Raw genomic sequence first — 22,344 nt, forward strand, 5'->3', positions numbered from 1 at the left:
AACGGCTTCCTTCAGGGCTGATCGACCGCGTCGGATCTGCAAGGATGAACCGCGTATCGAGGTTGTGAACGACGAACGGCGTGAGCAGCGGTCGAGGCCTTGCCGAAGAGCATGACCGAAGAGCATGACCGAAGAGCGTTGTCGAAGAGCGCTACCGAAGAGCGCTACCGAAGAGACTGAAGAGACTGAAGACAAAGAAGAGAAGTGAGGAGAACGCCGTGTCCGCATCATCGGCGGGACGGGCGGCCCTGCGGATGGGACCCGCGGAGCTGGTGCAGGCGGCGGCCATGGCCCGTCGCTTCTACCTGGAGGGCAAGTCCAAGATCCAGATCGCCGAGGAGTTCGGCGTGAGCCGCTTCAAGGTGGCGCGGGTTCTCGAGACCGCCCTCGAGCGGGATCTCGTACGCATCGAGATCCGGGTCCCTGCCGAACTGGACGCGGAGCGTTCCGACGCCCTGCGCGCCCGCTACGGGCTGCGGCACGCGGTCGTCGTCGAGTCGCCCGCGGAGGTCGACGAGTCGCCCGACCCGGAGAACCTGGGGGAGGTCGCGGCGGATCTGCTGGGCGAGCTGGTCACCGAGGGCGATGTGCTCGGCCTCGCGTGGGGCCGCTCCACGATCCACATGGCCGCCGCCCTCGACCGGCTTCCGCCGTGCACCGTCGTGCAGTTGACGGGCGTGTACGACGCGGGGACCGCGGAGCGCGGGTCTGTCGAGGCCGTGCGGCGTGCGGCGCAGGTGTCGGGCGGCGACGCGCACCCGATCTACGCGCCGATGCTGCTGCCGGACGCCGCGACGGCGACGGCGCTGCGCAACCAGACGGGGATCGCCCGCGCCTTCGAGTACTTCGACAAGGTCACCGTGGCGTGCGTGTCCATCGGCTCGTGGGAGCCGGGGATCTCGACCGTGCACGACATGCTGAGCGACGAGGAGCGCGCGCACTACGCGTCCCTCGGTGTCGCCGCCGAGATGTCCGCGCACCTGTTTGACGCGCAGGGGCGGCGGGTCGGGCGGGACCTCGGGGAGCGGTGCATCACCGTGGAGGCGGATCGCCTCCGGCGGATACCGGAGGTCGTCGCGATCGCGGGTGGGCAGCGGAAGGCCGCCGCCATCGACGCGGTGTTGCGGTCGGGGCTGGTGACGTCCTTGGTCACCGATACCGCCGCGGCCGACTTCCTGCTGGCCGCCGGGGCGGCGCCGAAGCCGGCGTTGCAGAGGGCGGATCCGGACGGGGTGTGACTGTTGCGGGGAGCGGGGTTGACGTCGCGGGGCGCTGCCCCGGGCCCCGCTCCTCAATCGCCGGAGGGGCTTGATTGTCCGGAGGGGCTTGATTGTGGTGACGCTTGATCTGACTGGTGCGCGTGACAAGGCGGCTTTCATGGACCGCGTCGCCGTCGCCCTCGCGCTGCCCTCGTGGTTCGGGCGGAACTGGGACGCGCTCGCCGACGCCCTGAGCGATCCCGGGCAGGTGGGCGGGGAGCGGGTGCTGCTCGTCACCGGGTGGCAGGACTTCGCGGAGCGGGAGCCGGGGCAGTGGCGGGTCGCTCGTGAGGTGTTCGAGCGGGCGACCGCCGTTGACGTGCGGGTTTCGCTCGGAGGATCGTCCAACGAGCAGGGTTGATCTTGGGACGTTCGGCCCGAAGACTCGGCCGCTCGCCGCGTGGGAAAATGAAGTACGTGCTTTGTGCCCCGGGAGCAGACTTCTGGGGCCCCCTTCTACCGACTGGGATGTCCGCACGTGCGTTTCCTCAATGACATCAAGCCCGCGTACGACCTGACGTACGACGACGTCTTCATGGTGCCGAGCCGGAGCGCCGTCGGCTCCCGGCAGGCCGTGGACCTCTCGTCGCCGGACGGCACGGGCACCACGATTCCGCTGGTCGTCGCCAACATGACCGCGATCGCCGGTCGTCGGATGGCCGAGACCGTCGCCCGTCGTGGCGGGCTCGTCGTCATTCCGCAGGACATTCCGATCGACGTCGTCACCGAGGTCATCGGCTGGGTCAAGACCCGGCACCTGGTGCTCGACACCCCGATCGTCCTCGCGCCGTCGCAGACCGTCGCGGACGCGCTCGCGCTGCTCAACAAGCGCGCGCACAACGCCGGTGTCGTCGTCGACGCCGGGCAGCGGCCCGTCGGCGTCGTCACCGACCAGGACCTGACCGGCGTCGACCGCTTCACGCAGCTGTCCGAGGTCATGTCCAAGGACCTGCTCCTGCTCGACGCGGACATCGACCCGCGCGACGCCTTCAACAAGCTGGACGGCGCCAACCGCCGCTACGCCCCGGCCGTCGACAAGGACGGCAAGCTCGCCGGCATCCTCACGCGTACGGGCGCCCTGCGTGCCACGCTCTACACCCCGGCCGTCGACGCCAACGGCAAGCTGCGCGTCGCCGCCGCCGTCGGCATCAACGGCGACGTCGCGGGCAAGGCCAAGCAGCTGCTCGACGCCGGTGTCGACACGCTCGTCGTGGACACCGCGCACGGCCACCAGGAGTCGATGATCTCCGCGATCAAGGCCGTGCGGGCGCTCGACCCGCAGGTGCCGATCGTGGCCGGCAACATCGTGGCCGCCGAGGGCGTGAAGGACCTGATCGAGGCGGGCGCCGACATCATCAAGGTCGGTGTCGGCCCGGGTGCGATGTGCACGACCCGCATGATGACCGGCGTCGGCCGCCCGCAGTTCTCCGCCGTCCTGGAGTGCGCCGCCGAGGCCAAGAAGTACGGCAAGCACGTGTGGGCCGACGGTGGTGTGCGGCACCCGCGCGACGTCGCCATGGCGCTCGCCGCCGGTGCGTCGAACGTCATGATCGGCTCGTGGTTCGCGGGCACGTACGAGTCGCCGGGCGACCTGCAGCACGACGCCAAGGGCCGCGCGTACAAGGAGTCCTTCGGCATGGCCTCCGCGCGCGCCGTGAAGAACCGGACGAGCGAGGAGTCCGCGTACGACCGTGCCCGCAAGGCGCTCTTCGAGGAGGGCATCTCCACCTCGCGGATGTTCCTCGACCCGGCCCGTCCGGGCGTCGAGGACCTGATCGACTCCGTGATCGCGGGCGTCCGTTCCTCCTGCACCTACGCCGGTGCCAACTCGCTCGCCGAGTTCGAGGAGCGCTCAGTCGTCGGCATCCAGTCCGCCGCCGGTTACGCCGAGGGCAAGCCGCTGCACGCCAGCTGGAGCTGACCCTCCCCGCCACCCCGCCGCGCACCCCGCGTCCCTCTCCGGAGGGCGCGGGGTGTCGTCGTTTCCGGGCATTCCGTACGCAACGGATCAAACGCCGCGCGCAATAATCATTCGGCTCCCGGAACGTAGCGCAACGATCATGCGTGACTGCGCAAGGTTGCTGCATTACGACTGGGAAGAAAACTGCTCTAAAGTCATCCGCTGTACGTTGCGTGGCGGGGGTTCGGCCTGCTCGGCGGGACCCGTTTTCCGGGTGTGCTCCGCCGCGGCCCCTCGCCGCGGCCACCCCACCCGGCAGCGATCAAGGAGCCAGCCCGTGCTCGACCACGGCGCACCCCCGCGCACCCCGCAAGCCGCCCCCGCGCCCGCGGGGTTCGGCGCCCGCCTGATGCGGCGCAAACCGGTGGAACTCCTGGTCGCGGAGGGCGGCCAAGGAGAGGGCGGGGCGCTGCGGCGCTCGCTCGGGATGTGGCAGCTGACCATGATCAGCATCGGTGCCACGCTCGGCACCGGAATCTTCGTGGTGCTCGGCGAGGCCGTCCCGAAGGCAGGACCCGCCGTCACGCTGTCCTTCGTGATCGCCGGCATCACGGCGCTGTTCTCCGCGCTCTCGTACGCCGAGCTGGCCGGCACCATCCCGGTCGCCGGATCCTCCTACTCGTATGCGTACGCAACGATGGGCGAACTGCTCGCCTGGGTCTGCGGCTGGTGCCTGGTCCTGGAGTACGGGGTCTCGGTCGCCGCGGTCGCCGTCGGCTGGGGTGAGTACCTCAATGAGCTGCTCGACGGGACGATCGGGGTCACGATTCCGGACGCGCTGTCCGCGCCGCCCGGCGACGGCGGGATATTCAACCTGCCGGCGCTCATCGTCGTCCTGCTCGCCATGGTGTTCCTGCTCGGCGGCGCCAAGGAGTCGGCGCGCGCCAACACCATCATGGTCGCCGTGAAGATCGCGGCGCTGCTGCTGTTCTGCGTCATCGGCTTCATGGGCTTCAAGTCCGGCAACTACGAGGACTTCATGCCGCTCGGCATGGCGGGCGTCAGCGCCGCCGGTGCCACGCTCTTCTTCTCGTACATCGGCTTCGACGCCGCCTCCACCGCGGGTGAGGAGGCCAAGAACCCGCAGCGCGACCTGCCGCGCGCCATCATGCTGTCGCTGATCATCGTCACCGCGCTGTACGTGCTCGTGGCCGCGGTCGCCGTCGGTGCCCGCAAGTGGACGGGCTTCACCGACTCCGAGGCGACCCTTGCCGCGATCATGAAGGACGTCACCGGTCAGCCCTTCTGGGGCACGGTGCTCGCCGCCGGAGCCGTCATCGCCATCGCGTCCGTCGTGCTCACCGTGCTCTACGGGCAGACCCGCGTGCTGTTCGCGATGTCCCGCGACGGTCTCGTGCCCAAGGTGTTCGCGAAGGTCCACCCGAAGACCGGGGCGCCGCGCGCCAACACCATCATCGTGTCCCTGTTCTGCGGCGTCCTCGCGGCGGCCATTCCGCTCGGCCAGCTCGCCGACGCCACCAGCATCGGCACGCTCTTCGCCTTCGCCCTGGTCAACATCGCCGTCATCGTGCTGCGCAGGACCCGCCCCGACATGAAGCGCACGTTCCGCGTGCCGCTGTCGCCGGTCCTGCCGGTCGTCGGTTTCGGGTTCTGTGTGTGGATGATGGGCAGCCTGTCCGCGATCACCTGGATCGTCTTCGGTGTCTGGATGGTCGTCGGTCTCGTGTTCTACTTCAGCTACGGGATGCGCCGCTCCCGGCTGGCCCGACCGGCCACGGAATCCGTGGACACCCCGGTCTCGTAGACGCAGAAAAGTGAACCTCCTGCCTTGCTGAACGATCTCGACGAACGCATCGTGCACGCCCTCGCCGAGGACGCCCGCCGCTCCTTCGCGGACATCGGCCAGATCGTCGGCCTGTCCGCGCCCGCCGTGAAACGCCGCGTGGACCGGCTGCGGGCCACCGGCGCGATCACCGGGTTCACGGTGCGCGTCGACCCGGCCGCGCTCGGCTGGGAGACCGAGGGGTTCATCGAGATGTACTGCCGCTCCAACACCTCGCCGGAGGCGATCCGGCGGGGCCTGGAGCGCTATCCCGAGGTCGCGTCCGCCTCCACCGTCACCGGTGAGGCGGACGCGATCGTCCAGGTCTTCGCCTCGGACATGCGGCACTTCGAGCGGGTCCTGGAGCGGATCGCGGGGGAGCCGTTCGTCGAGCGGACCAAGTCCGTGCTGGTCCTGTCGCCGCTGATGCGGCGTTTCACGTCGGGTTCGCCCGCGTAGCTTCCCTGGCGCACGGCTCGCACAACGAATCGCCGTTCCGGGCGGAAATCGCGCAACAAACAGCTCAGCAGCGTGCAACGGGTGCTTCTTGTACGCGGGTCACGGGCGACCGTAAATTTCTGGTGACCCCGAATCCCGCCCCCGTACCGGTTGAGGACACGCATGCGCACCGCCCTGCTCCAGAGCTCAGGACACCCCGGCTCGACCGCCGCGAACCTCAAGGTTCTCGACGCGGCCGCCGCGCGGGCCGCCGCCGCGGGCGCCGGGGTCCTGGTCGCGCCGGAGATGTTCCTGACCGGGTACGCGATCGGTGACGACGTCGCCCGGCTCGCCGAGCCCGCCGACGGGGACGCGGCGGACGCCGTCGCGGACATCGCGGGCCGCCACGGCCTCGCCGTCGCGTACGGATACCCGGAGCGGGACGGAGCCGCCGTCTTCAACTCCGTACAGCTCGTCGCGGCCGACGGCGCCCGCCTCGCCAACTACCGCAAGACGCACCTCTTCGGCTGCTTCGAGCGGGAGCGGTTCACGCCGGGCGAACAGCCCGTGGTCCAGGCCGAACTCGGCGGTCTGCGGGTCGGGTTGATGATCTGCTACGACGTCGAGTTCCCGGAGAACGTTCGGGCGCACGCCCTCGCGGGCACCGACCTGCTGCTCGTGCCGACGGCGCAGATGCACCCCTTCCAGTTCGTCGCCGAGTCCGTCGTGCCGGTGCGCGCCTTCGAGAGCCAGATGTACGTCGCGTACGTCAACCGGGTCGGCGCGGAGGGCGAGTTCGACTTCGTCGGGCTCTCCACGCTCGCGGGTCCGGACGGGGTGGCACGCGCGCGTGCCGGGCGCGGCGAGGAGCTGGTGTTCGCCGACGCCGACCCGGACCTCCTCGCCGCCTCCCGCGCGGCCAACCCGTATCTGAGCGACCGCCGTCCGGAGCTGTACGGCCCGCTCACCGCCTGACCAGGCGCCCAACTCCCGCTTCCTGCCCAGCACTTCAGTACCCGCAAGGAGTCCGCACCCCATGACGTCCACGGTGCCCACCGCCGCCCAGCACACCGAGGGCCAGCCGCCCATCACGATGTTCGGGCCGGACTTCCCGTACGCGTACGACGAGTTCCTCGCCCACCCGGCGGGACTCGGCCAGATACCCGCGACCGAGCACGGCACCGAGGTCGCGGTCATCGGTGGCGGCCTCTCCGGGATCGTCGCCGCGTACGAGCTGATGAAGATGGGCCTCAAGCCCGTCGTGTACGAGGCGGACCAGATCGGCGGCCGGCTGCGTACGGTCGGCTTCGAGGGCACCCCCGCCGGGGCCTCCGGCCTGACCGCCGAGATGGGCGCGATGCGCTTCCCGCCGTCGTCCACGGCGCTTCAGCACTACATCGACATGGTGGGCCTGGAGACCAAGGCGTTCCCCAACCCCCTTTCGGAGGCGACGCCTTCGACCGTCGTCGACCTCAAGGGCGAGTCCCACTACGCCGAGACGCTCGACGACCTTCCGCAGGTCTACCGCGATGTCGCCGACGCGTGGAACAAGTGCCTCGACGAGGGCGCCGACTTCTCCGACATGAACCAGGCGATGCGCGAGCGCGACGTGCCGCGCATCCGCGAGATCTGGGGCAAGCTCGTCGAGAAGCTCGACAACCAGACCTTCTACGGGTTCCTCTGCGAGTCCGAGGCGTTCAAGTCCTTCCGGCACCGGGAGATCTTCGGCCAGGTCGGCTTCGGCACCGGCGGCTGGGACACCGACTTCCCGAACTCGATCCTCGAAATCCTGCGCGTCGTCTACACCGAGGCCGACGACCACCACCGCGGCATCGTCGGCGGCTCGCAGCAGCTCCCGCTCAGGCTGTGGGAGCGCGCCCCGGAGAAGATCGTGAACTGGGCGTACGGGACGTCCCTCGCGACGCTGCACGTCGACGGCAAGCCGCGCCCGGCCGTCACCCGGCTCTCCCGCACCGCCGGGAACCACATCACCGTCACGGACGCCGACGGCGACATCCGCACGTACAAGGCGGCGATCTTCACCGCGCAGTCGTGGATGCTGCTGTCGAAGGTGGACTGCGACGACGAACTGTTCCCGATCGACCACTGGACGGCGATCGAGCGCACCCACTACATGGAGTCCAGCAAGCTGTTCGTGCCGGTCGACCGGCCGTTCTGGCTGGACAAGGACGAGATCACCGGGCGCGACGTCATGTCGATGACGCTGACGGACCGGATGACGCGCGGCACGTACCTGCTCGACGACGGTCCTGACAAGCCCGCCGTGATCTGCCTGTCGTACACGTGGTGCGACGACAGCCTGAAGTGGCTGCCGCTGTCCGCCAACGAGCGCCTCGAAGTCATGCTCAAGTCGCTCGGCGAGATCTACCCGAAGGTCGACATCCGGGGCCACATCATCGGCAACCCGGTGACCGTGTCCTGGGAGAACGAGCCGTACTTCATGGGCGCGTTCAAGGCGAACCTGCCCGGCCACTACCGCTACCAGCGCCGCCTGTTCACGCACTTCATGCAGGAGACGCTGCCCGAGGACCGGCGCGGCATCTTCCTCGCCGGTGACGACATCTCGTGGACGGCGGGCTGGGCCGAGGGCGCCGTGCAGACCGCGCTGAACGCCGTGTGGGGCGTCATGCACCAGCTGGGCGGCAGCACGGACGCGGCGAACCCCGGCCCGGGCGACGTGTTCGACGAGATCGCGCCGGTGGAGCTGCCGGAGGACTGATACGCGGTCGGCTATACGCCCGCCGCGCGCGCCTTCTCGTACACCTCGGCCGCGACGTCCTTGAGTTCTTCGGCGTCGCGGGCCGGGCCCTGGAGGTCGATCAGGATCTCCTCCAGGCCCACCTCGTCGTGCGCCACCAGGTCCTCGACGATCTGGTCGACGCTGCCCTGGAACGGCCTGCGGTCGTCGCCGGTGTACGGGTCGCGCGTGTACGCCGTGTTGGCGCGCAGCACCGTCTGGAGGGGAGCGGTGCGGCCGCGGTCCTCGGCGAGCGCCTGGAGGCCGGCCCACTGCTGCTTCAGGCCCTCCGCGCCCATCGCGGCGGGCATCCAGCCGTCCGCCTTGTCGACCAGGCGCCGGGCGGCCTTCGGGCTGTTGGCCGGGAGGAGGATCGGCAGCGGTCCGGCCGGCTTGGGGCCGACGACGGACGGCGCGATCGTCGTCAGCTCACCCTCGTACGCGACCGGGTCCGGGCCCCACACCGCGCGGCACACGTCGATGAACTCGTCGAGCACCTGGCCGCGCTTCTCGAACGGCGCCACGGCGGCCGCCGCGTACTCGTCGTGCGACCAGCCCGTGCCGACCCCCGCGACAACGCGGCCCCCGCTCGCCGCGTCCAACGAGGCGAACGTCCGGGCGAGTTGGAACGGCACGTGCAGCGGCGCCACCAGGACGCTGGTGCCGAGGCGGGCCCGGGACGTGGCGGACGCGGCGAGGGTGAGCGTGACGAGCGGGTCGGCGGTCGAGCGGTACCGGTCCGGCCAGGGCAGGCCCGGGATCCCGTACAGGCCCTGGGTGGCGGGCTCAGGGAACAGGATCCGCTCGAAGACCCACAGGCTGTCGTAACCGACGGCCTCCGCCGCGCGCGCCACATCGGGCACGTCCCTGCCGATGTCGTACTGCTTCATCTGGGGCAGTCCGAGGCCGAGTCGGGTCGTCGTCGCCATGCTCGTGCTCCTTTGCTCGACAGTTGCTCGACGGTGCGGGCCTGTGTGTCAACGCCCGGCTGTGGTGCGGATGTTCCCGCGGTGTCAGTCGGGCAGCGGAGTGAGCAGCATCCGCCCCACCAAGCCCACCGACGTGTCGAGGCGGTGCGCGAACTCGGCTGCCAGGGAAGGGAGTTCGTGCAGCGCCCACAGTGCGCGGGCCGCTCCCCACGCGCCGTCGCGGGCCCGCTCCAGGCTCCACGCGCCGAGCAGATGGGTCAGTGGGTCGGCGACCTGGAGCAGGTCGGGGCCCGGCATCAGCTCCTCGCGGATGCGCTCCTCCAGCGTGACGAGGAGGTCGCCGACGCGCTCGAACTCGTCCTCCAGCGCGTCCGGTTCGCAGCCGAGCGCCCGGCAGGCGTCCACGACGGCGAGCGCCAGATCGTGCCCGATGTGCGCGTTGATGCCCGCGAGCGCGAACTGCAGCGGGCGCACGCCGGGGTGGCGGCGGAACTGGAACAGGGGTCGCCAGCAGGCGGGTGGCCGGGAGCCGTGGGCCGCCGCGTCGACCGCCGTGAGATAGCGCTCGGCGAACCGTACGTCCAGCGCTACCGCCGCTCCCCGGTCCGGGAAGCCGCCCGCGGCCCCCGCGTCGATCGCCCGGTCGACCGCCTCCGTGACGGAGAGATAGACCCGGTTGAAGACGGCCACGCCGTCCCGGGGCGGCAGATCCGCGCCGAGCGCGCGCATCCGCGCGATCACCGCGTCGACTGTGTCGACCGCCGTGTCGAGGGTGTAGCCCCCTTGAGCGGGGGCCGGGGCCCCGGTCTGTGCGAACCGCTCCAACTGCGCCATGCACGCAGCGTCCCAGCCGCGGCCCGGCGCGGGCGTCGGCTGGCCGGAGGCGTCCCCGAAACGAGGGAACGTCGGAACGAGGGAACGGCGGTCCGGGACGCCGCCCGGTAAGTCCCGTACGGACGTGAGGGGTTGACAGTTCCGATGGCCGGAATATGTTGCATGCAATGTGAAATATGAACGCGGACGTGTGGCTGGCGCCCGAGACCCCCTGGACCCTGGAGGCTCAATGGACCCCGTTCGGCACTGCGATCTTCTCTTCACCGGCGGACACGTGGTCACCGTGGACGACGGCAGGAATGTGTACGAGCCCGGCGCCGTCGCCGTGTCGGGCGACCGGATCGTGGCGGTGGGCCCGGCCGCGGAGATCGAGGCCGGGTGGCGGGGCGCGCGGGTGGTGGACTGCCGGGGGCGGGCCGTGCTGCCGGGGTTCGTCGACGGGCACAGCCACCTGTTCCAGGCCCTGGCCAGAGGGCTCGGCGAGGGGCAGGGGATCTGGCCGTGGCTGTGCGAGTTCATGTGGCCGTACTCGATCGCCATGGATGCCGAGGACGCGCGGGTCGCGGCGACGCTCGGCGCGGTGGAGGCGCTGCGCTCCGGCATCACGACGGTCGTCGACAACCACTACGCGCCGACCGATGCCGAAACGGTTCTCTCCGTGGCGGGCGCCATCGAGGCGACCGGCCTCCGCGGCGTCGTCGCGCGCGGCATGGTCGGGCACAAGACGGCCGTCGCCGCCGCGCGCGGGCTGCCCGACGCCCTGTTCCGCTACTCCGTGGCCGAGGAACTCGACATCACCCGGGACTGCGTGCGCGCCCGGCCGCCCGGCTCCGCCGTCGAGATCTGGCCCGCCCCGCTCAACCTCAGCTACGGCGACCAGGAACTGGTGCGCGGCGCCGCCGAGTTGGCCCACACCCACGGCACCCGCTGGCACACGCACTGCAGCGAGGGCGCAAAGGATCCGGCGAGCTACCTCGACGCGTACGGGATCAGGCCCGTGAGCTGGCTCGCGGCGGAGGGGCTGCTCGACGGGCGGGCCACCCTCGCGCACGCCGTCTGGCTCGACGACGCCGAGACCAAGGCCGTCGGCGAACACGGCGCTGGCGTCGCCCACAACCCGGCCTCCAACGCGTACCTCGCCTCCGGTGTGATGCCGCTGCGCCGCCTTCGCGACGCCGGGGCCGTCGTGTCGCTCGGCACCGACGGGCCGAGCGCGGGGCACCGCCAGGACATGTTCGAGGTGATGAAGCAGACGCTCTTCGCGCAGCGCCTCGACACGCTCGACCCGGCCGTGGCGCGCTGCGAGGAGGCCCTGGAACTGGCCACGCGGGAGGGCGGCCGGTACGTCGGCAACGGCGCGGGCGTACTCGCGCCCGGCGCCCCCGCCGACCTCGCCGTGGTCGCGCTCGACCGCCCCCACCTGCGGCCCCTGCACCGCGCCGTCGCCGCGCTCGTCTACTCGGCGCGCGGCGGCGACGTGGACATGACGGTCGTCGGCGGACGCGTCGTCGTAGCGGAAGGGCGTTGCACCCTCGTCGACGAGGAGGCGGTCATGGCCGAGGCCCAGGAGCGGGCCGAACGCCTCGTCAGGCGGGCCGGGTTCGGCCCGCTCACCACGCCCTGGCGGAACTGAGAGCGACAGGCGAGCGCCCGGAAGAAGACAGGAAGCGACAGGTTGCGGCCGTCCGTCCACGGCCCCGGTAAGTGCGCAACGAGACAACACCCGGAACACCGGGTGGAGGGAGTAACGCACATGTCCGAAAAGGAAGTTCAGGGTGGGACGGCGGATGCGGTCACGGCGGAACCGGACCCGGAACCGAATCCGGAACAGAAACCGGAACAGAATCCGGAACCGAATCCGGAACAGAAGCCGGTAGCGCGGCGCAAGGACGCCGTCGACTCCGTGCCCTCCGTGTGGCGCCTCGTCCTCTACGGGTTCCAGCACGTGCTCGCCTTCTACGCGGGCGCCGTCGTGATGCCGCTGCTCGTCGCCGAGGGCATCGGCATGAAGGGCGACGACATCGCCCTCCTCGTCAACGCGTCCCTGCTGACCTGCGGCCTCGCCACGCTCCTCCAGTCGGCGGGCCTGCCGGGCATCGGGATCCGGCTGCCGGTCGTGCAGGGCACGTCCACCACCGCCGTGCCCTCGCTGGTGTCGGTGGGGCTCGCGGCGGGCGGTGCGAAGGCGGGCCTGCCGACCGTGTTCGGGGCGGTGATCGCGGCGGGGCTCGCGCTGTTCGTCGTCGCGCCCGTCTTCAGCAAGCTGGTGCGGTTCTTCCCGCCGCTGGTCACCGGCACGATCGTGACGATCGTCGGGATCACGCTGCTCGCCGTCGCGGCGCGGCAGGTGGGCGGGGGAGACCCGAGCCAGGGCTCGTTCGGCTCGCCCGCCCACCTGGGGCTCGCCGCCGTCACGCTCGTCGTCATCCTGCTGCTGCACAAGCTGTCGCGGGGCTTCCTCGCCACGGTGGCCGTGCTGGTCGGCCTGGTCATCGGCACGGTGGTGGCCGCGCTCGCCGGGTTCGCCGACTTCTCGGGGATCGCCTCCACGCCCTGGCTCGGCACGGCGGCCCCGCTGCACTACGGGGCGCCGCGCTTCGACGTCGTCGCGGTGCTGTCCGTCGTGCTCGTCATGGTGATCATCGCGGTCGAGTCCATCGGGCAGTTCTTCGCCGTCGGCGAGATCGTGGACCGGAAGGTCGAGGGCAAGCACGTGACGCGCGCCCTGCGCGCCGACGGCCTCGCCACGGCGGTCGCCGGCGTCTTCAACTCCTTCCCCAGCACGGTCTATTCGCAGAACATCGGCCTCATCCGGCTGACCAGGGTCAAGTCCCGGTGGATCGTGGCCTCGTCCGGCGTGATCATGATGGTGCTCGGGCTCGTGCCGAAGGTCGGGGCGATCGTCGCCGCGATGCCGGCCTCCGTGCTCGGCGGCGCGACCATCGTGCTGTTCTCCACGATCGCCGTCGTCGGCGTGCAGATCCTCTTCCAGGCCGATCTGACCGACCAGCGCAACACGATCCTCGTCGCGGCCAGCGTCGGCGTGGGCTTCCTGCCCACAGCGTTCCCGCAGTTCGCCGAGCAGATGCCGGGGCGGCAGCTGCATGCGCTCTTCGAGAGCGGCATCATCCTCGGCACGCTCACGGCGGTCCTCCTGAACCTCTTCTTCCACCACCTGCGGCTTCCCTTCGGAGGGCGGTCCTCCGGGCGGCGGAGGAAGCGCCCGGAGGGCCCGGAGGAGGCGTCAGAGGACGTCGAATCCATTGACGCGCCCGAACATTACATGCAACATGTATCTCCAACGGGCAAGCGTTGAGGGGGAGTTGAGATGGGCGCAGAGCGTGCGGTCAATCCGGTCGCGGCCGGCAGCCTCCTGGCCGACCGGGCGTACGAGGAGCTGAAGGGCGCCGTCCTGGCCAATCGGCTGCGTCCCGGTGACGCCCTCTCCGTGCCCGCGCTCGCCGCGCAGCTCAGCATCAGCCGCAGCCCGGTGCGCGAGGCGGTGCAGCGCCTCATCCACGACGGCCTCGCCACGCACGTCCCGCACAAGGGGGCCGTGGTCGCCACGGTCGACGTGGAGGACGTGCGGCAGCTGTACGTCGTCCGTGAGGTGATGGAGGGCCTCGCCGCCCGCCTGGCCACCGAGCGCCTCGACGCCTCGCGCGTCGCCGAACTGCGCGAACTCCTCGAACGGCACGAGCGCGAGGTCGGCACAGGGGTCGACGAGCGCACGCACATCGAGATGGACATGGCCTACCACCGCATGATCCGCGAGGTGGCCGACAACGCCCATCTCACCGCCGCTCTCGACACCATCCAGGGCCGCGCCCACCTCGCCCTGCACCAGCTGTGGCGCGGCCAGGAGGCGCCGCGCCTCGCCGTCGCCGAGCACCGCCGCATCTTCGAGGCGATGACCTCCGGCGACCCGGACGCCGCGGACATCGCGGCCCGCGACCACATCCGCAAGCTGCGCATCCGCCTCTCGCAGGCGGTCGCGCCGGGCCCTTCGGGCACCGCCGAGCCCGGCCGCGTACGCCCCGTCGAATAGCGCCACCGCACTACGCGCCACGTACCACCGCACCACGTACCGCTCAACTCCCGCACGTCGCAAGGCATGAAGGGAAGTGAACGACCGTGAGCACCGCCACCGATACCGAAGCGCGAGACGGCGTCGGCATCAGCGTCAAGCGGCCCGACGGCCGACTGAAGGTCAAGGGTGACTTCGCGTACTCCTCCGACCTGCGCGCCGAGGGCATGGTGTGGGGCGCGACCCTGCGCTCCCCGCATCCGAGCGCCCGCATCGTCCGGCTCGACACGAGCGCGGCGCTGCGGCTGCCGGGAGTGGTGGCGGTGCTCACGCACGAGGACGTTCCCGGGCAGTCGACGTACGGCATGAAGGTCTCCGACCAGCCCGTGCTCGCCGCGGATCGCGTCCGCTACCAGGGCGAGCCGGTGGCTCTCGTCGCCGCCGACCATCCCGAGACCGCGCGCAGGGCGCTCGCGCTGATCGACATCGAGTACGAGGAGCGGCCCGCGCTCACCGACCCCGAGGACGCCGTACGGGGCGTCGGCCCGCTCGTCCACGAGGCGCGCGTCGACGGCAAGCGCGGCAACGTGGTCCGGCACGTCCGCATCCGGCACGGAGACATGGAGCGGGCCCGCGCCGAGGCCGAGGTCGTCGTCAGCGGCACGTACGAGGTCGGCATGCAGGACCAGGCGTTCCTCGGCCCCGAGTCCGGGCTCGCGATCCCCGCGGAGGACGGCGGCGTCGACGTCTACGTATCGACGCAGTGGCTGCACGACGACCAGCACCAGATGTGCGCCGCGCTCGGACTGCCGCCCGAGAAGGTGCGGCTCACGCTGTCCGGCGTGGGCGGCGCGTTCGGCGGGCGCGAGGACGTGTCCGTGCAGATCCACGCGGCGATGCTCGCGCTGCGCACCGGGCGGCCGGTGAAGATGAGCTACAACCGCGAGGAGTCCTTCTACGGGCATGTGCACCGGCATCCCGCGCGTATGTGGTTCGAGCACGGCGCGACGCGGGACGGGCGCATCGTCTTCGTCAAGGCGCGGCTGCTCTTCGACGGCGGCGCCTACACCTCCACCTCGCAGGTCGTCATCGCCAACGGCTCGTACTTCGCGGCCGGCGCCTACGACGTGCCGCACGCCGAGATCGACGGCTTCTCCGTCTTCACCAACAACCCGCCCTGCGGCGCGATGCGCGGCTTCGGCGCCGTGCAGTCCTGCTACGGAGTCGAATCCAATCTCGACCGGCTCGCGGGTGAACTCGGCATGGATCCAGTGGAGTTGAGGGTTCGGAACGCGATGACGACCGGGACGGTGCTGCCCACCGGGCAGGCCGTCGACGGTCCCGCGCCGGCGGCCGAGCTGCTTGAGCGCTTGCGGGCACGGCCCCTTCCGGGAGTGGGGGAGGGCGCGTTCGGGAACCCCGGTGGGCTGAACAACACCAGTCACGGGGAGGGCGTGCGGCGGGGCGTCGGGTATGCGATCGGGGTCAAGGCCATCGGCTTCTCCGGAGGCGTCGACGACCGGTCGACCGCCCGTGTCCGGCTCGTGCTGAACGGCGGCGAGCCCGTAGCCGAGGTGCACACCGCCGCCGCCGAGTGCGGCCAGGGCATCGTCACCGTACAGGCGCAGATCGTACGGACCGAGCTCGGCGTCGAGCGGGTGGTCGTGCTGCCCGCCGACACGCGGGTGGGGGACGCCGGGTCCGCTTCGGCCTCACGGATCACGTGGATGAGCGGGGGAGCGGTGCGGGGGGCGTGCGAGGCGCTGAGGGGGCGGGTGGAGGAGCTGGGGGAGGGGCGGCGGCCGCTGCCGGAACTGCTCGCTGAATACGGGCCGTTGGAGGCCGAGTACGAGTACGCGCACCGCCGGACCTTCCCCGTCGACGACGAACGCGGGCAGGGCGACGCGCACATCGCGTTCGCGTTCGCCGCGCACCGGGCCGTCGTCGACGTGGACACGGACCTCGGGCTCGTGAAGGTCGTCGAGCTGGCGACCGCGCAGGACGTCGGCAAGGCGATGAACCCGCTTGCCGTGGAGGGGCAGATCGAGGGCGGCAGCGCGCAGGGGCTCGGGCTCGCCGTCCTTGAGGAGCTGCGGGTGGAGGGCGGGCGGGTGCGCAATCCGTCGTTCACGGACTATCTGATCCCGACCATCGCCGACATGCCGCGCGTCCCCATCGACCTGCTCGAACTTCCGCACCCCGACTCGCCGTACGGCCTCAACGGCGTCGGTGAGCCGCCCACCCTGTCGTCGACTCCCGCCATCGCGAACGCGCTGCGTGCCGCGACGGGGCTTGAGCTCGGGCGGGTGCCGGTGCGGCCCGAGGACATCGTCGTCGACACCGGAGGGAGGTGAGGCGGGCCCTGCCCTGGGTCCCCAAACGGTCCACCACTGAACACGGTTGGCACCAGCTGGGAAGGAAACACCACCTTGATCATCGACACCCACATGCATCCGACCAACATCGTCGACCAGGCGTGGCGGCACGACGGCTCCCCGTTCACGGGTGAGCGCACGCTGGAGATGATGGACGGCCCGTACATGATCAACGGCAAGCCGCGCCGCATCGACTACGGCTGCATCATGCCGCCGCCCGGCAACTCCGTCTGGCAGGACGGGATGCGCACCGGCCGCGAGGGCATCCGCGACTACATGTCGTACATCACCGAACTGGTCACCACGTACCCCGACCGGTTCATCGGGAACTTCATGTACAACCCGCGCTTCGGGCCCGAGAACGGGGCGAAGGAGCTGGAGTTCCACGTCAAGGAGTACGGCTACAAGATGCTCAAGCTGCATGCCAACATGCACGCTTACCGGCCCGACCGGGCCCTCGACTGGCTGCGGCCCGTGCTGCGGGTCTGCGACGAGCTGGGTGTCGTCGTCCTCATCCACACCGGGGACGGGCCGTACTCGATCCCGACGCAGTTCTACCCGATCATCCGGGAGTTCCCGAACGTCAACTTCATCCTCGCCCACTTCGGTGTGCAGACCGGTGGCGTGTACTGCTTCGAGGCGCTGTACATGATCCTCGACTCGCCGAACGTGTACGGGGAGTCCGGGTGGCTGCTGCAGTCGCGGATCGTGGAGTTCGCGCAGCAGATGGAGCGCCATCAGCTGGTGTTCGGGACGGACTCGCCGCCGAACGAACCGGGCATGTGGGCGCGGGAGTTGGAGGTGCTGTGCGGGCCGCCGCCGCAGGGGATGAACCTCTCCGAGGAGGACCTGGAGGGGTACCTGGGCAACAACATGGCGAAGTTGTTGGGGTTGGAGCCGACGGCTCCGCCGCGGGACCAGGAGGAGGCGCGGCTGCGGCTGACCGACACGTACGCGTCGTTGGACCGGGTGGCTCGTACGTAGGTGTGGGTTTCGCCCTGTGGCCGTGGGGGTCAGCCGCTCCCCGGCCGCGGGGCTCCGCCCCGGACCCCGCTGCTCAATCGCCGCAGGGGCTTGAAGGTGGGCGCCTGCTGCTTGAGCGTCGCGGGGGCTTGATTGTGGGCGTCTGCTGCTTGAGTGCCGCGGGGGCTTGATTGTGGGTCGCCTGCTGCTTGAGTGCTGCGGGGGCTTGAGTTCGGCAACAGATCGGAGCCGCCAAGAATGCAACGCATAGGACACCTCCTCCCCGCCACCTCCCTCGGCGCAGACCGGTGGGTCGGGCAGATTTGTGCGTCGGTTCAGGTCGATGTCGCTCATCCTGCCGCCCGGGCGCTGCTGCCCGAGTTCGCGTACGGGCCGGCCTTGACGCACACCCATACCGCCGAACTGCGGCGTGGTGCCGAGCAGTTGGCGCAGGCGGGGGTTGATGGGATCGTGTGGCACGGGACGTCCGGCGGGCTTGATGGGGCCGCGCACGCGCGGGCCGTGGCTCGGGTCATTGAGCGGACCGCGGGGGTGCGTGCCTCCACCGTCACGCTCGGGCAGCTCGATCTGCTTGCCCGTGATGCCACCCATTCCATCGCTCTGATCACTGCCGGGACCGAGCGGCAGGCGGGGCGGCTCGCCGATACGTGTCTTGCGGCGGGGTTGCGGATTGCCTCCGTGACCGCGCTCGGGCTCGCCACTGCGCGTGAGGCGGCGGAGCTGCCCGTGTCGCATGTTCGGCGCGTGCTGCTGGGCGCCGACTCCGTGGACGCCGAGTGTCTGGTGGTGGCGGGGACCGAGCTGCCGGTCGCGCCCGTCGCCGCCATGGTGGAGCGGGAGTTGGGGAAGCCCGTGCACGACGGGGCGCGGGTGGCCGTGCGGACCGGGCTCGATCTCCTCGGTACGGGGGTCGAAGCACCGGCGTGGGGCGAGCTGTTCACGGGAGGCGTGCACGCGGGGGTCTGCTGTGACAGCCATTGAGCGTCCCTACGCCGCGGTCGAGCAGGATCTGCGTGGCTTCCTCGACGCTTACCGCGCCGCCCACCCCGACGACGTACTCACCGTCGACGAGAAGCTGGAGGGGGCGGACGTCGCCGCGCTGGTGGCGGAGCTCGCCGCTCGTGGGCGTGCCGAACTGCTCGTGTGCCCGCGGGTGTCGGGGCTCGGCGGGACGACGCTCGTCACCAACCTCTTCGCCTCCCGCCGCCGCGTCGCCCGCCTCCTCGGCACCGAACCGGCCGGCCTGCACCACGCCTACCAGCAGGCCGCCGCCCGCCGCACCGCACCCCGCGTCGTCCCCACCGGGCCCGTCCTCGACACGGTCGCCGAGGGCCCGGACGTCGACCTGACCACGCTGCCGCTGCTCACCCACTTCGACTCGGACCGCGGCCCGTACCTCACCAGCGGCGTCATCACGGCCGAGGCCCCGCCCGGCACCCCGGGCCGCTCCGGCAACCTCAGCTACCACCGCGCCCTCGTGCACAGCCGCACCGAACTCGCCACCAGCCTGCACTCCCGCGGCCACCTGTGGCAGTTGCTGCGCCTCGCCGAACAGCGCGGGGAGCCGCTGCCGGTGGCGATGGTCGTCGGGGCCCATCCCCTTTTCCAGCTCGCGGCCTCCGCCCGTGTCGGGCCTGATGTCGATGAGCGTGAGCTGGCGGGTGGGTTGTTGGGGGGCCCGTTGGAGGTCGTGCGCACGCCGCGGCACGGCATTCGTGTCCCGGCCGCCGCCGAGCTCGTACTCGAAGGTGTCATCGACCCGGCGCGCAGCGCGCCCGAGGGGCCCTTCGGCGAGTTCTCCGGGTATTCGTCCGACCGCTCCACGAACAACGTCCTCACCGTGCACAGCGTGCTGCGCCGTCGTGACGCGCTCCTCTTCGACATCGTCGGGGGCAACAGTGCCGAGCATCTGAACCTCGCCCGCATCCCGCGCGAGTCCGAGATGGCCGAGCAGTTGAAGTCCCGCTTTCCCGAGGCCACGGCGGTGCACTATCCGAACTCCGGCACGCACTTCCACGCGTACGTCGCGCTGCGTCAGGCCCGCCCGGGGCAGGCGCGGCAGATCATGCTCGCGCTGCTGGGGTGGGATCCGTATCTGAAGACCGTCGTCGCGGTCGACGAGGATGTCGACATCACCAGTGATCAGCAGGTGCTGTGGGCGTTGGCGACCCATCTCCAGCCGCACACCGACGTGTTCATGGTCGACGGACTGCCCGGCAGCCCCCTCGACCCCTCGTCGACGCCGGACGGCACCACGTCCCGCATGGGCCTCGACGCCACCCGCGGCCCGCACTTCGACGCCGTACGCATCCGTACGGACCCGGCCCGTGCCGCGCGCGCCCGCGAGCTGCTCGACCGGGGCGCCGCGTGAGGCTCGTCGTCGGGATCACCGGCGCCACGGGTGCCGTCTACGGCGTCCGCCTCCTGGAGGCCCTGCGCGCCGCGCCCGACGTCGAGACGCACCTGGTCCTGACCCGCTGGGCGCGTACGACCATCGAGCTGGAGACGGACCGCGGCGTCGGCGACGTACAGAAGCTCGCCGATGTCACGTACCGGCCCGGCGACCAGGCGGCCGCCGTCTCCTCCGGTTCTTTCCGCACCGACGGCATGGTCGTCGCGCCGTGCAGCATGAAGACGCTCGCGGGGATACGTGCCGGGTACGCGGACGGGCTCATGGGCCGGGCCGCCGACGTGACGCTCAAGGAGCGGCGTCCGCTCGTCCTCGTACCGCGTGAGAGTCCGCTGCACGAGGTCCACCTGGAGAACATGCTCGCCCTCGCCCGCATGGGCGTCCGCATCGTGCCGCCGATGCCCGCCTTCTATGGTCGGCCGAGCACCGTGGACGAGCTGGTGGACCACACCGTCGCCCGGATCCTCGATCAACTCGGGCTGCCAGGACCGGAGGTGGTGCGGTGGGGCGGCGGGGGCGCCGGCGGGGCCTGACACTCGCACGCGCGTCCTGGTTTGCCATGGCGGGGGTGGTCGACTGAGGATCACGTCGGCTCTGCGGTGCGCGGGGCGTACCGGAGTAGTGAGGTGTGGTCGTGTCGAGATTCGGGTGGACGCTGCATGGCGATGGGAAGGAGCTGCGGCCGGGCGAGGTCGTCAGGCCGTCGGAGCGGCTGAGCTGGCCGCGCACGATCGGGCTCGGCGCGCAGCACGTCGTGTCGATGATCGGTGCTTGTTTTGTCGCTCCGGTCCTCATGGGCCTTGATCCGAGCCTGGCGCTGATGGCCTCGGGTGTGGCGACGATTCTGTTCCTCGTGGTCACGAAGGGGCGTATCCCGTCGTACCTGGGGTCGTCGCTTTCGTTCGTGGGGGTGTCCGCGGTCATCTCCTCGCAAGGCGGTGACGCGGGCACGCTGACCGGTGCGCTGCTCGTCGTCGGGCTGTGCCTCGCCGGCTGCGGGCTCGCCATCCACATCCTGGGCGCCCGGGTGATCCACGCGGTGCTGCCGCCCGCGGTGACCGGTGCGGTGGTGATGCTGATCGGCTTCAACCTGGCGCCGGTGACGGCCTCCACGTACTGGCCGCAGGACCAGTGGACGGCCCTGGCGGTCATGCTGTTCACGGGGCTCGCCCTGGTGGTGCTGCGGGGCTTCTGGTCGCGTGTCGCGATCTTCCTGGGGCTGCTCTTCGGGTACGTGCTGTCGTGGGTGCTCGACCGGACGACCGGGAAGATCCACTCGGTCGACGGGTCGGGGAAGGTCACCGACCACTGGCGGATCGACTTCTCCGCCGTCACCTCCGCCGACTGGATCGGCTTCCCGACCCTGCACGCCCCGAACTTCTCCGCCTCCGCGATCCTGGTCGCGCTGCCCGTCCTGGTGGCGCTGATCGCCGAGAACGCGGGACACGTCAAGGCCGTGGGCGAGATGACGGGCGACCCGCTGGACGACCAGATGGGCAAGGCGATCATGGCGGACGGCGCGGCGACCGTCCTGTCGACCGCGGCCGGCGGCCCCGCCACCACCACCTACGCCGAGAACATCGGCGTGATGGCCGCGACCCGCGTCTACTCCACGGCCGCGTACACGGCGGCCGCCGGCTTCGCGCTCCTGTTCGGCCTGTGCCCGAAGTTCGGGGCGCTGGTGGCGGCGATCCCGGGCGGGGTGCTCGGCGGCATCACGGTGATCCTCTACGGCATGATCGGGCTCCTCGGCGCGCAGATCTGGATCCGCAACCGCGTCGACTTCAGCCAGCCCCTCAACCTCGTCCCTGCGGCGGCCGGTGTCATCGTCGGCATCGGCGGCGTCTCCCTGAAGTTCACCGACAACTTCGAACTGTCCGGCATCGCCCTCGGCACGCTGATCGTGCTGACCGGGTACCACGCGCTGCGGTGGCTGTCGAAGGCGGCGGGCACCCCGCAGCCGCCGCTCCTGGACGCCGGGACCACCGAGTACGACGAGGGTGCCGAGCGCTCCGGGTAGGGCCGGGGGCGCCCGCCCGTCCAGCACGGGGGGCGTACGTGTGCGTCGGTCATCGCGCGGGCCCGGTCCCCGGCCCCGCCATGCCCGCGTAGTGGCCCCGGTGGAACAGCAGGGGGTCGGCGTGCAGCGCGGCGCCGAGGTCGTCGACCGCGCCGATGACGATGAAGTGGTCGCCGCCGGGGTGGACCTCCGCGACCGTGCAGTCCAGCCAGGCGCAGGTCCCGTCCAGGCGCGGCAGCCCCGAGGGGGAGCGGGTCCAGGCGACGCCGGCGAACTTGTCGATGCCCGACGTCGCGAAGGCCGTGCTGATGTCCCCCTGGTGGTCGGCGAGGATGTTCACGCAGAAGCGGCCACCGGCGGCGATGCGCGGCCAGCTCGTCGACGACCGTCCCGGCAGGACGATGATCTGCGGCGGATCCAGCGACAGCGACGAGAACGACTGACAGGTGAAGCCGACCGGGCCGTGCTCGTCGACTCCGGTCACGACGGTCACGCCGGACGCGAAGTGGCCCAGGACCTCGCGGAACGACGGCAGTTGTTTCGTGTGCATGTCTGTCTCTCCTGGTC

Annotated in this window: 19 protein-coding genes; 16 read left to right on the forward strand and 3 right to left on the reverse strand. The window is 70.9% G+C overall.

Annotated features, from left to right (window positions below; genetic code table 11):
- Positions 1 to 254 precede the first annotated feature (254 nt).
- The 7 genes from RBJ65_RS34375 (at position 255) to RBJ65_RS34405 (ending at position 8,180) form a co-directional block, all read left to right on the forward strand.
- Positions 255 to 1,238 (forward strand): sugar-binding transcriptional regulator, encoded by a 984-nt coding sequence (locus RBJ65_RS34375; RefSeq protein ID WP_306320735.1) that lies wholly within the window; start codon positions 255 to 257, stop codon positions 1,236 to 1,238.
- Between the two features lie 97 nt (positions 1,239 to 1,335).
- A complete protein-coding gene (locus tag RBJ65_RS34380; protein WP_306320669.1) occupies positions 1,336 to 1,620 on the forward strand; it encodes a barstar family protein in 285 nt (94 codons plus the stop codon).
- A 117-nt stretch (positions 1,621 to 1,737) separates the two neighbouring features.
- Complete coding sequence (locus tag RBJ65_RS34385) at positions 1,738 to 3,180, forward strand: GuaB1 family IMP dehydrogenase-related protein (RefSeq protein WP_306320670.1); 1,443 nt, start codon at positions 1,738 to 1,740, stop codon at positions 3,178 to 3,180.
- A gap of 316 nt (positions 3,181 to 3,496) precedes the next feature.
- A complete protein-coding gene (locus RBJ65_RS34390; RefSeq protein WP_306320671.1) occupies positions 3,497 to 4,984 on the forward strand; it encodes an amino acid permease in 1,488 nt (495 codons plus the stop codon).
- A 24-nt stretch (positions 4,985 to 5,008) separates the two neighbouring features.
- A complete protein-coding gene (locus tag RBJ65_RS34395; RefSeq protein WP_306320672.1) occupies positions 5,009 to 5,461 on the forward strand; it encodes an Lrp/AsnC family transcriptional regulator in 453 nt (150 codons plus the stop codon).
- A gap of 162 nt (positions 5,462 to 5,623) precedes the next feature.
- Entirely contained in the window at positions 5,624 to 6,415 is a 792-nt protein-coding gene (locus RBJ65_RS34400) for a carbon-nitrogen hydrolase family protein (protein WP_306320673.1), read from the forward strand.
- A gap of 61 nt (positions 6,416 to 6,476) precedes the next feature.
- Positions 6,477 to 8,180: an NAD(P)/FAD-dependent oxidoreductase gene (locus RBJ65_RS34405; protein ID WP_306320674.1), complete on the forward strand. Its 1,704-nt coding sequence runs from the start codon at positions 6,477 to 6,479 to the stop codon at positions 8,178 to 8,180.
- Positions 8,181 to 8,191: 11 nt separating this feature from the next.
- Here RBJ65_RS34405 and RBJ65_RS34410 read toward each other — a convergent pair whose 3' ends face one another.
- Both RBJ65_RS34410 and RBJ65_RS34415 read right to left on the reverse strand, forming a co-directional pair.
- Positions 8,192 to 9,127 (reverse strand): LLM class F420-dependent oxidoreductase, encoded by a 936-nt coding sequence (locus RBJ65_RS34410; RefSeq protein ID WP_306320675.1) that lies wholly within the window; start codon positions 9,125 to 9,127, stop codon positions 8,192 to 8,194.
- An 84-nt stretch (positions 9,128 to 9,211) separates the two neighbouring features.
- Positions 9,212 to 9,856, reverse strand: coding sequence for a DUF5995 family protein (locus tag RBJ65_RS34415; protein ID WP_372341339.1), 645 nt, complete (start codon positions 9,854 to 9,856; stop codon positions 9,212 to 9,214).
- Positions 9,857 to 10,190: 334 nt separating this feature from the next.
- On the opposite strand from RBJ65_RS34415, the gene RBJ65_RS34420 reads away from it, so the two are divergent.
- From RBJ65_RS34420 to RBJ65_RS34460, 9 genes are all read left to right on the forward strand, one after another.
- Positions 10,191 to 11,594, forward strand: coding sequence for an amidohydrolase (locus RBJ65_RS34420; RefSeq protein WP_306320677.1), 1,404 nt, complete (start codon positions 10,191 to 10,193; stop codon positions 11,592 to 11,594).
- A gap of 120 nt (positions 11,595 to 11,714) precedes the next feature.
- Positions 11,715 to 13,277: a solute carrier family 23 protein gene (locus RBJ65_RS34425; protein WP_306320678.1), complete on the forward strand. Its 1,563-nt coding sequence runs from the start codon at positions 11,715 to 11,717 to the stop codon at positions 13,275 to 13,277.
- Between the two features lie 12 nt (positions 13,278 to 13,289).
- Positions 13,290 to 14,009 (forward strand): GntR family transcriptional regulator, encoded by a 720-nt coding sequence (locus RBJ65_RS34430; RefSeq protein WP_306320679.1) that lies wholly within the window; start codon positions 13,290 to 13,292, stop codon positions 14,007 to 14,009.
- Between the two features lie 86 nt (positions 14,010 to 14,095).
- Positions 14,096 to 16,342: a molybdopterin cofactor-binding domain-containing protein gene (locus RBJ65_RS34435; protein ID WP_306320680.1), complete on the forward strand. Its 2,247-nt coding sequence runs from the start codon at positions 14,096 to 14,098 to the stop codon at positions 16,340 to 16,342.
- A 75-nt stretch (positions 16,343 to 16,417) separates the two neighbouring features.
- Positions 16,418 to 17,347, forward strand: a complete 930-nt coding sequence (locus RBJ65_RS34440) for an amidohydrolase family protein (RefSeq protein ID WP_306320681.1) — start codon at positions 16,418 to 16,420, stop codon at positions 17,345 to 17,347.
- 378 nt (positions 17,348 to 17,725) lie between these two features.
- The gene (locus RBJ65_RS34445) at positions 17,726 to 18,328 is read left to right on the forward strand and encodes a hypothetical protein (RefSeq protein WP_306320682.1); all 603 of its coding nucleotides are present in this window, start codon (positions 17,726 to 17,728) and stop codon (positions 18,326 to 18,328) included.
- Positions 18,315 to 19,718, forward strand: coding sequence for a UbiD family decarboxylase (locus RBJ65_RS34450; protein ID WP_306320683.1), 1,404 nt, complete (start codon positions 18,315 to 18,317; stop codon positions 19,716 to 19,718). Before RBJ65_RS34445 ends, RBJ65_RS34450 begins: the two co-directional genes overlap by 14 nt.
- Entirely contained in the window at positions 19,715 to 20,290 is a 576-nt protein-coding gene (locus RBJ65_RS34455; protein ID WP_306320684.1) for a UbiX family flavin prenyltransferase, read from the forward strand. The genes RBJ65_RS34450 and RBJ65_RS34455 overlap by 4 nt, the downstream gene beginning before the upstream one ends.
- 101 nt (positions 20,291 to 20,391) lie before the next feature.
- Positions 20,392 to 21,777, forward strand: coding sequence for a uracil-xanthine permease family protein (locus tag RBJ65_RS34460; RefSeq protein WP_306320685.1), 1,386 nt, complete (start codon positions 20,392 to 20,394; stop codon positions 21,775 to 21,777).
- Positions 21,778 to 21,826: 49 nt separating this feature from the next.
- Here the strand turns inward: RBJ65_RS34460 and RBJ65_RS34465 are convergent, their stop codons facing one another.
- Positions 21,827 to 22,327, reverse strand: coding sequence for a flavin reductase family protein (locus tag RBJ65_RS34465; RefSeq protein ID WP_306320686.1), 501 nt, complete (start codon positions 22,325 to 22,327; stop codon positions 21,827 to 21,829).
- Positions 22,328 to 22,344: the final 17 nt, after the last annotated feature.

The organism is Streptomyces sp. KL109B, from assembly GCF_030766935.1.
Taxonomy (GTDB): Bacteria; Actinomycetota; Actinomycetes; order Streptomycetales; family Streptomycetaceae; genus Streptomyces.

Coding starts and splice junctions, on each gene's coding strand:
- RBJ65_RS34375 (WP_306320735.1), top strand. CDS start 255: ATGGGACCCGCGGAGCTGGTGCAGGCGGCGGCCATGGCCCGTCGCTTC.
- RBJ65_RS34400 (WP_306320673.1), top strand. CDS start 5,624: ATGCGCACCGCCCTGCTCCAGAGCTCAGGACACCCCGGCTCGACCGCC.
- RBJ65_RS34405 (WP_306320674.1), top strand. CDS start 6,477: ATGACGTCCACGGTGCCCACCGCCGCCCAGCACACCGAGGGCCAGCCG.
- RBJ65_RS34410 (WP_306320675.1), bottom strand. CDS start 9,127: ATGGCGACGACGACCCGACTCGGCCTCGGACTGCCCCAGATGAAGCAG.
- RBJ65_RS34415 (WP_372341339.1), bottom strand. CDS start 9,856: ATGCGCGCGCTCGGCGCGGATCTGCCGCCCCGGGACGGCGTGGCCGTC.
- RBJ65_RS34420 (WP_306320677.1), top strand. CDS start 10,191: ATGGACCCCGTTCGGCACTGCGATCTTCTCTTCACCGGCGGACACGTG.
- RBJ65_RS34425 (WP_306320678.1), top strand. CDS start 11,715: ATGTCCGAAAAGGAAGTTCAGGGTGGGACGGCGGATGCGGTCACGGCG.
- RBJ65_RS34430 (WP_306320679.1), top strand. CDS start 13,290: ATGGGCGCAGAGCGTGCGGTCAATCCGGTCGCGGCCGGCAGCCTCCTG.
- RBJ65_RS34465 (WP_306320686.1), bottom strand. CDS start 22,327: ATGCACACGAAACAACTGCCGTCGTTCCGCGAGGTCCTGGGCCACTTC.